We start from the raw sequence: 16,828 nt of genomic DNA on the forward strand, positions 1-16,828 counted from the left end.
CGGAAATATAATATACCATGGGCAGAACTAGAATACAAGTCTTTTTTAAAAGTTTTTTTCATAGAATTGCTCTCTATCTAATATAAAGACCGTTGAATATAGTATAGGCTGTGACACTCCTACAATAAGGGCCACATTCTTATCGGATATACACATGTGTTCGTAATGAGCAGATGTCAATTACAGTTCCATAATATTATAGAAAGAAGTGTACCCGAAGTTTTTCTCCCCAGCACCTGATGACATGTCCACTTGGTGACTAATATTTCTATAATGATACAACCACTTTAACCTCGATTCCCCACGTTCTGTTATCTTAGTAAACATCCATACCTGCACTTGCAGTTGTAAAAAAGCGAAAGCTCCGGATAGATACCCGAAGCCTTCGCTTTAATTGTTCATTAGAATAGAATTCCGAAACTATTCGGCACCGAGGAAAGCGTACCGGATCAAGATGATCACAAACAGGATCCACATTAGCCAGTGCACCTTGGTGTCTGTACGTCCAGTCAGCTTGCCGAATACTGCAAGAATCACATAAGCAATGATACCGGCAGAGATACCGTTTGCGATACCGCCAGTGAAAGGCATCAGGATGATGGTCAAGAATGCCGGGAACGCCTGCATGAAGTCATCCCACTCGATATCGCGTACCTGACTCATCATCAGTACACCGACAATGACAAGCGCTGGAGCTGTGGCAGCCGAAGGAACAACCAGAGCAATTGGAGCCAAGAACAATGCCAGAATAAAGAGTACACCTGTAGTGACCGCAGTCAAACCTGTACGTCCACCCTCTGCAACACCGGAGGTACTTTCTACGAAAGCTGTGATTGTACTTGTTCCAAGGAATGCGCCCGCGCTTACGCCGCCGGCATCCACGAGCATCGCTTTGCCAAGCTTCTTCTCGCCTTCCTCTTTATTCTTCAGGAGTCCGGCACGGCCTGCGGTACCAACCAATGTGCCGAACGTATCGAACAGTTCAACGAATGTAAAGATGAAAATAACTTCTAGAAGACCCATGCCAAGAGCACCCTTCAAATCCATCTGACCGACAGCCAGATTATCAAATGAAGGAATCCAGCTTGCAGTGCTCAGACCTGACAGATCGGTTACTCCCATTGGAATACCAATCAGCGTCGTCAGCACGATACCGATAAGCAAAGCGCCCTTCAATTTGAGAACCATCAGGACTGCGATCAGGAACAGCCCGATTATTGCAAGCAGCGTATCTTTGTTCTGAATGAAATTCCCAAGACCAAGATTGAAGGCACCGCCTGGTACCGGATGTGTAATATCCGTTCCCGGGTTAATGGAAGCCGTCACGATGTTGCCCAGCTTAAGACCAACGATGGTAATGAACAAACCGATACCGACCGTAATGGCAATCTTTAAATTGTTCGGGACCGCAGTCAGCAGCATTTGGCGGACTTTGGTAACCGTAAGAATAATGAAGACAATACCGGAGATGAATACTGCACCGAGTGCGGCCTGCCAAGTAATCGCTCCGTTCGAGCTTAATACAACTGTCATGAAATATGCGTTCAAACCCATACCTGGTGCCAACGCAACCGGAATGTTAACGAAGAAACCCATCGCCATCGTCACAAGGCCAGCACCTACTGCAGTAGCGAAAAATACGCCTTCCTGCGGAATACCTGCGCCATCAGGACCCAGGAACAGATTGTTGACCAGCAGGATATAAGCCATGGTCATAAATGTCGTCAAGCCTGCGATAATCTCGGTTCTTACATTTGTTCCGTGTTCCTTTAGTTTAAAGAAACGCTCCATTGTAGAGATATCCCCCTTAAAATTAATGACCGACAACATACAAAAAGACCCTAAGGATAAATCCCCAGGGCCTTCGCTTGAAAAAAGAGCCGCAAAACAATCATTCGCATGCTGCCGGGCAGCATCCTTATCGAATAACCGACTGCTGCTTTATGGAGCGGCGCTCCATAAACAGGCCGATATACTCGAATGCTGGACGAGTCCGCATCATTATATTGCCGCTCTTCTTTTCGTAGCGAGATCATTACGGTGACCTGTAGAGACTCCCGGGCCCATTCCCAGGATTATACGAAAAAGCTCGTTATTTGTAGTTGTCATGTCAGTTTCTACACATATTCTAGGACGAGAAGCCCAACCTTGTCAATAACAAAAGCGAATATTTCGCTTGTCAATTTAAAGAAATGTTCGGAAATTGGTGCTCCGCCACCTATTGATTCTAGGACAAGTGAACTACATACGACAAAATACACCATGGAATATTGCGCACATGATCACTGAAATCCGTTCAGGAGGTGTTTCACTCGATGGTAGCAGACGCGGTCGAAACCGGATTGTTTCCCACGCAGGGAGAAATCGGGATCGTGTGCTCCTTAGGAGAAACTTATTGCTATTTTACCGACGGCATGGTGGGTCTCACTTAATGCGTGGGCATCGTAGAGCCCTTTTTGCGAAAAAGGAAATGTAGCTCCCACTACTGATCTTACTTTTTTTTGCTCCAACAGATCTGCTATTTCCTGAAGCTGCTGACCATTGGGATCCAGCCATATATTTTTGGCGGTCACGTCGTATTCTCTTACCAGCTCCTCATCAAAATCGCTGACAATCGATATGATTCGCCCGGTATGTTTTTTCAACACTTTAAAGCTGTTCTTCTGAACGTCACCGCCCATCGTATCGAACACAACATCCACATCGGATAATACATCTTGAAACGGGGTCGTGCGATAATCAATTATCTGATCAGCTCCGAGTGAAGCCAACAGTTCATGATTACGCTCACTGGCGGTCGTAATAACGTAGGCTCCCGCTTGTTTGGCAAACTGGATAGCGAACATCCCAACACCGCCTGCGCCTGCGTGAATCAATACCTTCTCTCCTTTGGTCAGTTCACCATGTGTAAAAAGCGCCTGCCACGCAGTCAGCCCTGCGAGCGGAATGGATGCGGCTTCCTCCCATGAAATAGCAGCAGGCTTACGCGCCAGCAGATGATCATCCACCAAAGTATATTCGGCATAAGTGCCAAAACGTGTCGTTTCCGGACGGGCAAACACTTCGTCTCCCACTTTCCAATCCGTTACCTCGTACCCAATTCCTGAAATTGTCCCAGCAACATCCCAACCTAAAATAATCGGAAACTCCCAATCCATCATTTGTTTTAAATAGCCTTCACGGAGCTTCCAGTCAATTGGATTTATCGAGGTGGCGGCCACCTTAACTAAGACCTGATGCGTTTGTGGTGTAGGGATAGGGACTTCTCTTTCCTGTAGTTCTTCCTTGCCCCCATAACGATCAATGACGATAGCTTTCATTCTTTTTCCTCCTCACAGGTTCAGATCTTGGTTCAACCCCTTAAAGCTCGCTCTTAATTTTGCACCCTTACGTATTATTTATCTTATTACACAAAAGATGCATACAATAAAACCATGAGCATCTATCCGTCCATTGATTGCAGGAAAAAGTTCGTGTGGTACAACCACACATAAAAAAGCCTTCAATCCCACAGTTGTGGATTGAAGGCTTTTGTTTTAGTACAGCAGTAGAAAAACTACTCCCACTCGATCGTTGCTGGCGGTTTGGAGGTCACGTCATACACGATACGGTTGACGTTCTCGACTTCGTTCACGATACGGACGGAAATCTTCTCAAGCACATCCCATGGGATACGCGCCCAGTCCGCTGTCATGCCGTCAATGGAGGTTACGGCACGGATGCCTACGGTGTAGGAATACGTACGTGCATCACCCATTACGCCAACGCTCTTCATGTTCGGAAGCGCCGTGAAATACTGCCAGATCTCGCGATCCAGTCCCGCTTTCGCGATCTCTTCGCGCAGGATGTAGTCGGAATCACGAACGATTTGCAGCTTGTCCTCCGTTACTTCACCCAGTACGCGAATCGCAAGACCCGGGCCAGGGAAAGGTTGACGGTGAACGATCTCATCCGGCAAACCAAGCTCCTCGCCGACTTTACGAACCTCATCCTTAAAGAGAGCTTTCAACGGCTCGATCAGCGTGAATTTCATGTCTTCAGGCAGCCCGCCGACATTGTGGTGGGATTTGATTGTATGCGCCGTGTCCGTACCGCTCTCCACGATATCGGTATACAGTGTGCCTTGAGCCAGGAATGCAAAATCATCAAACTTGCTGGACTCCTCATCGAATACGTAGATGAACTCGTTGCCGATGATTTTCCGTTTTTTCTCCGGATCGTCTACGCCTTTCAGCTTGGACATGAAACGTTCCTGAGCGTCAATCTTAACGACCTTCATATCAAACTTGCCTACGAAGGTTTCCATAACGCTCTCAGCCTCGCCTTTGCGCAACAGTCCATGATCGATGAACATGCATGTCAGCTGATCGCCGATTGCCTTGTGAATCAGCATGGCCACAACGGAGGAATCAACGCCGCCACTCAGCGCGCACAGCACTTTTTGCTTGCCGACAACTTCACGGATTTCGCGAATCTGGTCATCAATAAAAGTCTCCATGCTCCAGTTGCCTTCGCAGCCGCACACTTCGTACAAGAAATTCTTGATCATTTCGTTACCATGGACGGAGTGACGAACTTCCGGATGGAACTGCACGGCGTACAGCTTCTTATCCTCGTTACTCATCGCTGCGATCGGTGCGGATTCCGTTCCTGCATCCAGCTTAAAGCCGGAAGGCAGCGATACCACGTGATCACCATGACTCATCCATACGGTTTGTTTTTGCTCAATCCCTTTGACAAGCATCGAGTTCGGAGCAAATTCCAATTCGGCTTTACCGTATTCACGTTTCGAAGCACGTTCTACTTTTCCGTCCAGCTGTTGAGCCATCAGCTGCATGCCGTAGCAAATGCCGAAGATCGGCAGTCCCAGATCATAAATGGCTGGGTCCACATGCGGTGCATTCTCGGAATACACGCTGGAAGGACCTCCTGAGAACACAATGCCGCGCGGGGAAAGTTCTTTGATTTTCTCAGCGGGCGTGTTGTATGGCAGAAGCTCACTATAAACGCCAAGATCGCGAATGCGTCGTGCTATAAGTTGGTTGTACTGTCCACCGAAGTCCAAAACGACGATGATTTCATTAGGCTTATTCATTACCGGGCCTCCCTTGATTAATGAAATTAATTATACGCAACCCGAATTCATACCGTCAAGAAAGAGGGCCCTTTGTTTTCATGCCAGTTTTTTGACAATTCGAATACATTGGCGTAAAAAGAGCACTTTTTCGGTACGGGACCACGGTTTATCATGGTATGCCGCCCGCTCCCAGCGCTGCGCAAACTGCTCCAGCTCCGCCCTGAATTCGGCATCTGCAATCGACAAAGCATTGACGTATTGACGCATGGTCTGCCCTCTTTCCACATCTCCAAACCTTCGCTGGAGCTTGTCCCAAACCCACACCGAGGCCGATACGAGCCCCTCCCGCCTGCTTATCGCTATCGTTCTGGCCATCCTCATGAAGGCCAAACTTTGGCGCACGGTCGGCATTTGACAAACAACTGCCACAAGGATGGGAAGAATCAATAGTAGAATGCCCCCAAACATCGCAGGACCGATGGCGGCTATCAAAAAGAGTAATTTAACGACACCATAAATCATGGAATTCCACATGCTGTTCCAGTACTTAAGCCCGGCAGAACCGGAATTACCGGCAATCGGAGGTGTGGACATCTGCTCGATGCCAAAGCCTGGGGTCGGATCGAACATCACCCAGCCTTCTCCCGGGAAAAAAACCTCAACCCATGCATGCGCATTTTTTTGCGCCACCTCATAACGGTCAACCGTTCCTGCTACCCGCTCACCTGGTGCAAATCCAGTCACGTAGCGTGCGGGTATGCCTTCGGATCGAAGGAGTACGGTCATAGTCGTAGCAAAATGAACGCAGTACCCTTCCTTCGTATCAAACAAAAAATGATCCGTAAAATCCCGGCCCTCCGGTGGCACGAATGTTTGCAGTGTATACGTATAGTTCTGCTCCAAATAGGATTCGATAGCTTTCGCCTTTTCATACCTGTTCACAGCGTCCAATGTGATCTTCTGCGCTAACTCCCTCACCCTGAGGGGCAGCTCCTCAGGAAGCTGCAGGTACATCTCCTTCATATATTCGGGATCATTGTTAGTTGCACTGCGGAGCTCTTGCTCCTCAGGCTGACTATATAGAGTTTCTATGGTATAACCGGATACCGCCCTATCGCCTTGCAGGGACACCGTTTCGGACAGCCTGTCAACGGCAAGCCTCGGTGTACCTCTCTCTTTGGAGAAATGCATCTCCTTCACGCGGGTAATAATGCCTCCGGACAGCACGGTCTGAATGGGGGTATCTTGTTCAAAAGCCAGTGTCTGGACGAGCCTGTCTCCAGAAGGACGCTCCCAATAGGGCAGGATGTCGCCCAGGTCTTCGGATAGCTTGACGGGCTTGCGGATCGAAGGATCTGCATCCCACTTCCGTCCATCATACCGGTTATACGTGTCCCCCCGCCAATAAGTCGGTTCGGGCGATTGCGCGGTAAAATACAACGCATCGCTCAGCGTTAGCGGACCTCCCAAATCTTTTCCCTGGGAAGCATATCCGGCAACCTGGGAGGCAGGAATCGACGGTTCCGCGTTTCTCCAGAGCCGATCCCCCCATCCCGTCAGACGTTCCGCCATTTCGGATACCGTTAATCCCACACCCGTCGAAGGCTCGCTAAAAACGCCTCCCACTCGGGTCATTCCGGCGATCAGACAGGAAGCAAGCACCACCACCAGACTCCAGCGAAGCACAGGCAGCCCAGACAAGCGGCCGGATCGAACAGGCTCAGGGATGTCCGCTCCCCTATGGGTCTCCTCAACGGTTTCCTGCTTCAGCTTAAGAATCAGCATCATGCCCTGGGCCAGCAAAATATACAATACAGCTCGCAGCATATCACGGTATACGCTCTCCTCCATGGCGGACTCGAGCACCGCCAAATAAACCAGCGTCGAACCGCCAAACAACCACACGGTTCGGCGGTACAAAGCCAGCATATGGACCGCGGACACCATGATAGCCCAGCCGATAAGCAGGATGATCGTTCTCGTCTCCTGGCTTAAGGCAGTAAACTCCCACGCATTTCCGAATATCGAAACGTCACCCGGAAGTATAGCCGAAGCATAATCGGATAACCATGCCAGCGGATCGCTATATTCAAACAATCGGGCACACAGCCAGACCACCAGAACAGCGTTCAGCGGTAGCCACACCCAACTCCGAAATGTAAACAATCCTTGGAGCAGCAAGAATAAAGCCCAGATGAATAAGGTTTGCAGCATAAGATGTCCGTCCATATCCCCTGCATCCCGAAGCGGCAAGAGCCACTCTGACAGCAGTCCCATAACCGGCAGAGTAATCAATATGCGATGAAGAAGCGTTCCGTGCGACAATCGGGAGACGAAAATATGGGGTACACTAAGGGCTCCGTATATACTGGTCTTCCGATGGTCTCCATCCCTAACGGGCGAGCTTCCTGGTTCGATCATGGCCGGCACCTCCTATCTGCATTGGCTTCCCATCTGTCGGCTGTTCATGTAAATAAACCAGTCTCCCGCCTTTGCTGAAAAACTCCCGTGCCCACTCCGGCTGCGCCTGATTCTCCAATGGACTATTTGGACTAATCCATGAGCTTGAATTTCCAGCCGGTTTCAAGCGCTTTACACTTTGCGTACAGAAAATGGTAACCTTTCTGCTTCCTGCATTCAGCAGGTTGATCGCTGCAACAGCCGCTCCCTGATGAAAAACGCCTGTGATAATCGCCCAATCTGTATTCTTTTGTGGGGAAGAAAGAGACTTCTCGAAACTTCGGTTCCGTACAGGATCCTTCCCGGTTAGCTGAACGGAGGCAAACGGTACTAACGTATCCTGCTGCGCCTTGAACACACCCTTATATTCGATCCGCCGATCCTCCATCCCATCCCCATCCATACATAGTTGATAGGGAACTTTATAGCGGATGAGCCGGGATACAAATCCTGCTGCCGCAGATACCGCGTCTTCAAATGCATCCTCCGGTTTCAAGGCGCCAAGACCTGCATACCCTTGGAGCGATGTATCCAGCACAACCCCCTGCCTTGATCCATAGCCCTCATGCGGCATGAAGGATTGCAGGCGTCCGAGCTTCGCGGAATTCTTCCAATGAATCCGGTTCATAGGATCACCGGGAACATAGTCGCGCACGCCCGAGCCTCTCATTTCATTCCAAACCTTGAAGCGTACCCGTTCATCTTCCATGTCCAAGTCGCTTCCATGCATGGGCACCTGGGCCTCCGGCCACGCGGTAGGCCTTGGCAGCACGATCATGCCACCCGTATCGCTTTGGACACTCCGGCTTGTCCTGAACCAGCCGAACATATCGCCCCATTCCACCTCGCTATAGATCGAAGACCAGACTCCGCGGGGAACCTGGTTCAGTCTGTAGGTATACTCGAGCCTTCGCTTCATACCAGGGAATAGCAGCTTGCGATGCTCCCTGCTGCCGATCCGGTCGGTTATGATAAGCCATGGCACGGGCAGAAGGGAACGATAGGACACTTGAACCGTTATCTGAGCAGAATCTCCCGCCTGTATGCATGAAGGGGAGCTTGTATGCGAAATGGTGATTCGGGTTGGGCCCAGCAAGCTCGTCAAAGCCCCGCCAAGCAATAGAATCGTGGATGCCCACCATACAAGCCGCAGCGATTCCCCGCCTAACCAAACATAAAGGCCCAACGAAACGGACCAGATGGCCACTCCTCTCGACCATTCCAGCAGACGGCGTCTCATGACGGATTTCCCTTCCGGCTTCGCTGGCGCGGCAGATCAAACCTCGTAATGATGGACTCCACCATTTCATAAGGAGTTACACCGGCAGCGCGTGCCTCATGAGACAGATGAATCCGGTGGGTCAGCACCGGTACGGCAACGCGCAGACAGTCATCCGGGATGACATACATTCGTCCTGTCAGAAACGCAGCCGCCTGTGAAGCGCGAAGCCACGCCAATGTCCCTCTCGGACTAATCCCCAGGGTCACGCCCTGCTGTTTTCGGGAAGCATCGGCCACACTGACCATGTAACGTTTTATCGTGTCATCCACAAATACACGGGAAACCATCTGCTGCATCCGGATGAGCTCAGATCCCATCATAAGGGGCTTCAGATCGTCCAGTCTGGAACTGCCCATCCCCCGCTCCAGCAGCTCCAATTCACCTTCTATATTGGGATAGCCCAGCGATAATCTCATCAAAAAGCGATCCAGCTGCGCCTCCGGCAGGCGGCTTGTCCCTTCATATTCATAAGGATTTTGCGTTGCCAGCAGGAAAAAGGGGGCAGGCAGCGGATACGTATGGCCGTCCACGGTTACGCGTCCCTCTTCCATCGCCTCCAGCAGCGCGGATTGTGCCCGTGGCGACGCCCGGTTAATTTCATCGGCCAGCACAATATTGGACATCACGGGTCCTGGTCTAAATACGAATTCTCCCGTGTGCGGATAATAGACCGACGCCCCTGTAATATCCCCTGGCATCAGATCATACGTAAACTGAATGCGGCTGAAATCACAGCCGATTAACGCAGCCACCGACTTCACCAGCAGGGTCTTCCCGACTCCCGGCACATCCTCCAGCAGCACGTGTCCTCCGGCCAGCAAGGCAATCATCGTTAATGAGATTTGTTCTTCATGTCCTACAATGACACTGCCGATCCGTTTGGTAACCCTCCCCAGAAGCTCAGGTGCCCACTCCGGATGATTTGCTTCTTCAGCATGAACGGATGAACTAAACAAGAACATCAACCCCCAACCTATATTCATAGATTATTAGATAGCGGTAACTTGGAATCTTGAATCTATGAATAGGTTTTCCAAGAAAGCAAGAAGATAGACGTCATTTGCTAGAAAAGGATTGGCCTTTCCTTCATGATTTATAGCTAAGGTCCGCCTGGCCTGATCGGCATCTACACGAAAAAGGCCAGCCCGTTGCACACGGCTGGCCTCCTATTCATTCTGCTTACATGTTGTCTTTCATCGTTCACGTTCGATCATCGTATGAACGATTCACAGCCTTAATCATTCCAATTCCAAACTAGGTTAAGGATAATCCAGTGACCCCTGTCTGCAGAACACAAATAACCCGTAAGCGGGTTCCTCATTCAAGGAACCCCGCTTACGGGCTGATTAAGCTCACCTAGCCCTTAATCCCGGATAAAGTAACGCCTTCAATAATATATTTCTGGCCGATGATATACACGATGAGGACCGGGATCAACGCAATCGATGCCCCGGCCATCATGAGCGTCCAATCCGTTGAATACATGCCCCGGTACAAATTCAGCATCATCGGCACGGTAAACTTATCCGTGCTGCTGAGAAAAATCAGCGGGTTAAAGAAGTTGTTCCACATCCCGAGGAAGGTAAAAATCCCGAGTGCCGATAAAGCCGGTTTGATTAAAGGCAGCATAATCCGGGTGTATATCGTCCAGCGGTTCGCGCCGTCCACGATGGCCGCCTCCTCCATTTCCTTCGGAATGCCTCTGAAGAATTGCCGGAGCAGAAACACCCCGAAGGCGTTGAGAAGTGCCGAAGGGACGATAATCGCCAGATGTGTATCCAGCCATCCGATATTTTTCATGATCAGATAGAGCGGAATGATGGTCACTTGTCCCGGCACCATCATGGTAGCTAGAAACAGAATGAACAGCGGCTCCCGGAACGGGAACGTGATTTTGGCAAACGCATAGGCCGCCATGGAACAGGTAATCAGCTGTGAAACCACAACGATCATATTGATGTAGAAGCTGTTAAAATACGCGCGCCCGAACGGCAGCGCCGTCAGCGAATCCTTGTAATTGGACCAGATGAACGGGTCCGGAATCCATTTGGGCGGCACGACGAATACTTGCGACAAATCCTTGAGCGAGCTGAGCACCATCCAGACAAACGGCAAGGCCATCATACACGCGCCTATGATCAGCACGATATGCAGCACTACGGTGGACATCCTCAATCCCCGATATATCATTCATTTTCCCTCCTTCCTAAAGGTTCGACCGTCAGTCTTCGTAATGCACCCACCGCTTGGACATCCTCATCTGGAACAAGGTGAGCGACAGGATCATCACGAACAGGATGACCGCCGACGCCGTGCTCTTGCCAAAGGTGAAGTCCGCAAAGGCCGTCTCATAGATGTGATAGACAAGCGTATAGCTGGCCTTCGCCGGTCCGCCGGAAGTCATGACAAACGACTGGTCAAACACCTGGAAGGAACCGATAATGGACATGATCGTTACGAAAAAGGTCGTCGGGGACAGCAGCGGAATCGTAATATGGATCAGTTGCTGCCATTTGCCGGCACCGTCAATCTCGGCCGCCTCGTAATAACTTCTCGATATGCCCTGAAGCCCAGCAAGGAACAGCACCATATTGCCTCCCAGCCCCATCCAGACGCTCAGCAGGGCAATCGAAGGCATCACGTACCTGGAATCCGTCAGCCAGGAGGGGCCCGTTATCCCGAACCACTGCTGCAAGTACATGTTAATAAGGCCAAAGTCGGCGTTGAACAGCCACATAAACACGACGGCGACGGCAACGGACATCGTAATGTTCGGCATGAAGTAGATCAGCCGGTACAGAATCTTCCCGCGAACCCGGTTTAAGCCTACCGCCACCAGCATGGCCAGAACGATGCCTGTCGGTACCGAAAGAATCGTGTAATACACCGTGTTCACCAGTGCAATGTGGAACTCCTCATCCTGAAGCTGGGACACGAAATTTTGGAGACCGATAAACTTCTTGGCTCCCATGCCGTCCCAGTTCATCATGCTGATGACAAAAGCCGAGATGAGCGGGATCAATGAAAAAGCGATCAAGCCGATCATTTGGGGAAAGATAAAAAAGTAGCCCCATAAACCATCGGACGTCTTGCTCTTTAAGGTCGTTCTCCTCTCCGGAAACCGCTCCGGAGAAGGAGCGGCGCCGGAGCTTCCCGCAGGCTGCGTTTTCATTTCATCTCACCGTTCCTCCCCAGAGCGTGATCAGTTCTTACCGCTCTTGTAATCCTGAATTTTCTTGTTGGCCATATCCTGAATATCCTTCATCGAGCTTTCAAGATCCTGGTCCTTCAGCCACAACGCCTCGAATTTGGAGGTAATGTCCTGGCTAAGCCCTGGGATGCCCGCCTCGGACGGGGTCAGAGAATATCCGATCTCACGCGCATCCAGGAAAAACTGGGCATGCTCCGGCAGATTCCCTTCCAGCACCACATCATCCGTGCCCTGTACCGACGGGACGGCATTGCCGCCGCCCTGCAGGCGATAGCGTTGGCCCTCTTTGTTCACATACTCGGAGAAAAAGGTATAGGCTGCTTCCTTATTCTTCGCTGCCTTGTTCATGACCAGGAATGCGGTCGGGATACCGGCCGGCTCGATTTTGTTGCCGGTATTGGTAGGCCACGTGACCACGTCATACTCAAGCCCTTGATTCTTCTTGAACAGCGGCAAATACCACCGCCCCGCAGCAACAAATCCGACCTGGTTGGACATAAACATGGCATCTCCGCCCTGCCCTTTGGGAAGAGTCCCGGAGAACGTAATATTTTTGGACTTTACGTTGTCGTACAGAAACTGGAACGCCTCCATCGCCTTCGGGTCCGAGGCCGCTACGAAGTTCCCCTCATCGTCATACACCTGGCCGCCGTTCGAGGTAACCCAGCTGTGGTAGCTGTTCCAGGAGTTATCCAACACGTAACCGTACTTTTTGCTGTCCCGGATCTTGTCCGACATTTCCTTGAATTTGTCCCAGGTCCACTGTCCGTTCGCCTGCAGATCCGCCGGCATCTCGTTGATTCCCGCTTCCTTCAGCACCTTCTTGTTGTACCAGAGCACCATCGGATTGCAATCCACCGTTACGCCGTAGGTCTGCCCATCCCGCACGGCCGCTCCCCACAAGCCCTCGAAGTAGTCCTCCTTCTTAATCAAGCTCTCCGGCGCATCCATGTAAGGCGTTAAATTCTCAATGCTCTGATTCTCGATCAATTTCACGATCAGGCCGTCGCCGGCATAGAAAATATCCGGCGCGGTTCCGCCCGTTAACTGGGTTAATATTTTCTGGTCATACTCCCCTGGAATCGGGATGAATTCGGCCTCAATGTCCGGATGTTTCTTGTTAAAATCCTTGGTCAGCTCCTGATAGCGGCTAAGCTCGCCGGGGTTCCCCCAGCTCGCCCATTTGATCTTGACTTTCTCTCCACTTACGGAATCTCCGCCTTCCGTAGTTCCGCCTCCTCCACACGCTTGAAGTACGGATGATAGTAGAAGAATGATTACAAGCAATGACCCTCTCACCTGTTTCCTTGTCATTTCATTTCCTCCATTCAAACCAGATTTGACTCGCTGGCACAGCCTCTTGTAAACGCTTTAATTATAAAATTTTGGCAAAAAGCTTTTAAACTGATAATGTTCCGAAAAAGTGGATTCTTTTCCGATTATGAAATTCCCCTTATCTTCGATGCTGTCCCTGGTACTCCGCAGGTGTCATGCCTACCATCTTCTTGAACAGCTTGCTGAAGTATTTCACGTCATTAAATCCGGAGCGGTCCGCCACTTCATACACTCGTAGCGATGTCGTGGAGAGCAGCTCCTTGGCCCGTTTCAACCGCAGATCAATCACATAATCGATGAAGTTGTGTCCCGTGACGCGCTTAAACAATTCACTAAAATAGTTGCGGCTGACGGCCACTTCGTCAGCCACCTCCTGCAGAGAAATCGGCTCAGCAAAGCGGGCGTTAATATATTGAACGGCCTGCAGGACGATTCGCTCATGCAGCGTGGATTCCGGTACGGGGAGACGCATAGCCTCCTCCCGCAAAGTATGGAAGCCTTGGAGCACCAGTTCTTTTACTTCCTCCACCGAGCGAAGCTTGCCCACTTCCCCGATCTGCGGAAACGGTGGGCAGCCGGGAAGATGAAACATAGCGAGCAAGCTCAGAAGCTCCTCTGCTTCCCTGAGGACCGCCCGTTTCTTCATCCTGCCGGGCTGCCAGCGCAGCATAATGGACTGCAAACGCTCTTCGCTGATGTCCATGTTCCCGACGGTCAGCGCGGCTCTTAGGGCATGCAGCTCGGCGGCCGGCCTCTCCTGAGCCGAATCGGCCTCGGTCAGGTCGAGCTCCTCTGCCCGAAGAATCTGTTGATCTTTATGAAAGAAGAGGCCTTCCAGGCTCTCGCTAGCTTCTCGAAACGCTTCTTGCAGCTTATCCATGCCGTTATATCTCCTGCTGAGCCCCATCGCGCACCGGATCGGCAGACGGATGGCCGCTTCGTGCTCTGAAACTGGCAGCCTTCCTGCATGCCGTAGGGGCACGTAGACAGCGATCCGATCCGTCTCCAGCCGAGCTGCCAGCGCCTCCGGCACCTGGTCATATAACTGTCCCATTAATCGCTCGATCTCGTCATGCCAATCCTTGGGCTGAACCCCGGCCGCGACAGCCCCTGGATCAGAATTAAGCTGGAGCATGGCCAGCAGATAAGGACCGTTATGGTTCCATGCTTCCAGCTTTGCGAGCGCACCGGGCTCACCGGACAGCGCCTGAAAGAGGACTTTTTCCGCGGCCTTCTTCTGATTCAGACGCTGCTGCTGCTCATGCTCGGTCAGAATCCGCTGCATCTGCTTCTCCTCTTCCAGCTTCGAACGCATGTGATCAAGCACGGTACCCAAAGAGTCCGCATCCAGCGTCGGCTTGAGAATATAATCTGAAGCGCCAAGCCTTATGCCTTCACGGACGAATTCGAAATCGCTATGACAGCTAAGCAGCAGCACCTTCACCCAAGGACAAAGCTCCCTTGTACGGCGGGTCAGCTCCAAACCATCCATGACCGGCATCGCGATATCCGTGATCAGAATGTCCAGATCCCCGTTCATAATCCATTTCATGGCCCGTTGTCCATTGGAGGCCTCGCCCACAAGCCGGTAACCATATTTCTCCCAATCGAAGGTCGACCGCAGTCCTGTACGTGCGATCGCTTCGTCATCCACGAGCAGAACTCTGTACATAATCGTCACCCCTTTGCCTCGCAAATGTTATCGTGACCCGCGTTCCTCCGCCTTCCGGGCTTTCCACCCATACCCCGTAGCGACTGCCGTAATATAACTGGACCGTTTGGTGAACATGACGCAGCCCGATGTGGGTCATGCCGTGCTTAGAGTGATCCTGCTCATACGACAGCAGTCCCGCTATTCGTTCGGGCTTGATGCCGATTCCATTATCCTCGATCCGAACTATGACATCCTGTTGGTGAGATGTTATCCGAATCGTAATCGTGCCAGCTTCATCAAGCGGGGCGATCCCGTGAAAGATCGCATTCTCCACAATCGGCTGCAGCAGCATCCGGGGAACATAGAGGTCCTCTATTTCCTCAGGGCAGTCAATCCTCAGCTCAATTTGATGGTCGTAGCGATAATTCTGAATGATCATATATTTCCGAAGCAGCTCCAATTCATCTCCAAGCCTTATAAACACACCGTTGCGCTCCAGGCTCCCCTCCAGCAGATGAACAAGGGCCGTGACCGATCGGTCAACGTCATTCGTCCGGTTAAGCTTGGCCATCCAGCGAATCGAATTCAGCGTATTGTAAAGAAAATGGGGATTGATCTGATACCGGAGCGCGCGGATTTCCGCCTTTTTTTTCTCGGACTCCTCCGCTGCGATCCGCCGGATCAGGAGATCGATCTGCTCTATCATTTTGTTGAAGCTTCTGCCCAGCTGGCCGATCTCACTGGGACCTACATTCTTGCTGCGGACCGATAAATCCCCTGCTTCGCTTCTGCGCATCAAGCGGCTTAAATGAACGAGCGGTTTGCCTATCCTCCGCGTCATGAAATAACCGATGCCGATCGCCGCCAGGATCGATCCGAATACAATCCAGACGGTGAAACTCCGGATGCTCGCCGAATCGGCCGTCAACTCCTTCAGCGGCACCATGCCGACCACATGCCAACCATTGTTCAAACGCGCTGGGATCATCAGTGTTTTTTTGTTATTCAGGTTATATTCCGTTAAACTCGAGGGCAGTTTAATCGAAGACTGCCTCCCGTACATCGAAGGATCCGGATGATAGAAGTAGCGATTCTCGTCATTGGCCACGTACATATACCCCGTGTCCCCGAACTGGACATGGTTTAATTCATCAATCAGGACATCCCCCATAATCTCGATAAACATCACCCCGACAATCTCCCCCGTATCCCAGCTTCGGATTGCCCGGCCTAGTCCGAAGACAGGAAACCCCATTCCCGTTTGTTTCAGGTAGGAGGTATCCGACAAGCCGAACCATACCGCCTGCCCGTTAGCCTCCAGTATCGCTCGATACCAAGGAGAATCCCACTGGTCCGGGATGGACATCAAGGAATCGGCGCTCAGGACCGAATTGTTCCGCTGCACGTCAAACACGTACACGTCCAATATCTCCGGCGAGTTAATCATGATGGAGGTCAACAGGTCCTTCCCCTCCTTCACCTTCAGCGTCAGGTCATACTTACTGATATCCTGATCCTCCAGAATGCCGTGAACCACCTTGCTGTTCAGCACCATCATCGAGGAGTCATCCAGTTTCTTGAAGAACATATTCAGCTTGTCACTGACTTGGGTGATGGTGAGGGAAGCCACTTTACTAACCTGTTCCTCCACGATCGAGGCCGATTTGTTATACGACAGGAACCCCATAATAAGAACCGGAAGTGTGGTGCCGATGAAAAAAAACAAAAACAGTTGAATGACAATGGAATGAAGACGATGATATCCCCGCATACATGCTCCCTCCGTTTCTTAAAATGAAAACTTCGAAC

General features: G+C 51.1%; 12 protein-coding genes and 1 riboswitch. All 12 genes read right to left on the minus strand.

Annotation, left to right across the window (positions count from 1 at the left end):
- Positions 1–420: 420 nt before the first annotated feature.
- Positions 421–1,791, minus strand: a complete 1,371-nt coding sequence (locus J7E85_RS18700) for an NCS2 family permease (RefSeq protein WP_215160323.1) — start codon at positions 1,789–1,791, stop codon at positions 421–423.
- A gap of 50 nt (positions 1,792–1,841) precedes the next feature.
- Positions 1,842–2,036 (minus strand): hypothetical protein, encoded by a 195-nt coding sequence (locus tag J7E85_RS18705; protein ID WP_215160325.1) that lies wholly within the window; start codon positions 2,034–2,036, stop codon positions 1,842–1,844.
- A riboswitch (purine riboswitch) is annotated at positions 2,005–2,103 on the minus strand. Its footprint overlaps the gene before it by 32 nt.
- Before the next feature lie 278 nt (positions 2,104–2,381).
- Positions 2,382–3,320 carry an NADP-dependent oxidoreductase gene (locus tag J7E85_RS18710; RefSeq protein ID WP_215160327.1) on the minus strand — a complete coding sequence of 313 codons (939 nt, stop codon included), beginning with the start codon at positions 3,318–3,320 and terminating at the stop codon, positions 2,382–2,384.
- Positions 3,321–3,556: 236 nt separating this feature from the next.
- The gene (guaA, locus tag J7E85_RS18715; RefSeq protein WP_215160329.1) at positions 3,557–5,095 is read right to left on the minus strand and encodes a glutamine-hydrolyzing GMP synthase; all 1,539 of its coding nucleotides are present in this window, start codon (positions 5,093–5,095) and stop codon (positions 3,557–3,559) included.
- Between the two features lie 78 nt (positions 5,096–5,173).
- Complete coding sequence (locus J7E85_RS18720; RefSeq protein WP_215160331.1) at positions 5,174–7,498, minus strand: transglutaminase TgpA family protein; 2,325 nt, start codon at positions 7,496–7,498, stop codon at positions 5,174–5,176.
- The gene (locus tag J7E85_RS18725) at positions 7,470–8,777 is read right to left on the minus strand and encodes a DUF58 domain-containing protein (RefSeq protein WP_215160333.1); all 1,308 of its coding nucleotides are present in this window, start codon (positions 8,775–8,777) and stop codon (positions 7,470–7,472) included. Before J7E85_RS18725 ends, J7E85_RS18720 begins: the two co-directional genes overlap by 29 nt.
- On the minus strand, positions 8,774–9,781 hold the full coding sequence (locus J7E85_RS18730; RefSeq protein WP_215160515.1) for an AAA family ATPase: 1,008 nt from the start codon (positions 9,779–9,781) through the stop codon (positions 8,774–8,776). Before J7E85_RS18730 ends, J7E85_RS18725 begins: the two co-directional genes overlap by 4 nt.
- Positions 9,782–10,175: 394 nt before the next feature.
- Positions 10,176–11,009: a carbohydrate ABC transporter permease gene (locus J7E85_RS18735; RefSeq protein ID WP_215160335.1), complete on the minus strand. Its 834-nt coding sequence runs from the start codon at positions 11,007–11,009 to the stop codon at positions 10,176–10,178.
- 31 nt (positions 11,010–11,040) lie between these two features.
- Entirely contained in the window at positions 11,041–11,991 is a 951-nt protein-coding gene (locus J7E85_RS18740; RefSeq protein WP_215160337.1) for a carbohydrate ABC transporter permease, read from the minus strand.
- Positions 11,992–12,021: 30 nt separating this feature from the next.
- Entirely contained in the window at positions 12,022–13,344 is a 1,323-nt protein-coding gene (locus J7E85_RS18745) for an ABC transporter substrate-binding protein (protein ID WP_215160339.1), read from the minus strand.
- A gap of 139 nt (positions 13,345–13,483) precedes the next feature.
- Positions 13,484–15,037 carry a response regulator gene (locus J7E85_RS18750; protein ID WP_215160342.1) on the minus strand — a complete coding sequence of 518 codons (1,554 nt, stop codon included), beginning with the start codon at positions 15,035–15,037 and terminating at the stop codon, positions 13,484–13,486.
- Positions 15,012–16,790, minus strand: a complete 1,779-nt coding sequence (locus J7E85_RS18755; protein ID WP_215160344.1) for a histidine kinase — start codon at positions 16,788–16,790, stop codon at positions 15,012–15,014. Before J7E85_RS18755 ends, J7E85_RS18750 begins: the two co-directional genes overlap by 26 nt.
- Positions 16,791–16,828: the final 38 nt, after the last annotated feature.

The organism is Paenibacillus sp. ISL-20 (assembly GCF_018613005.1).
Classification (GTDB): Bacteria; Bacillota; Bacilli; order Paenibacillales; family Paenibacillaceae; genus Paenibacillus_AQ.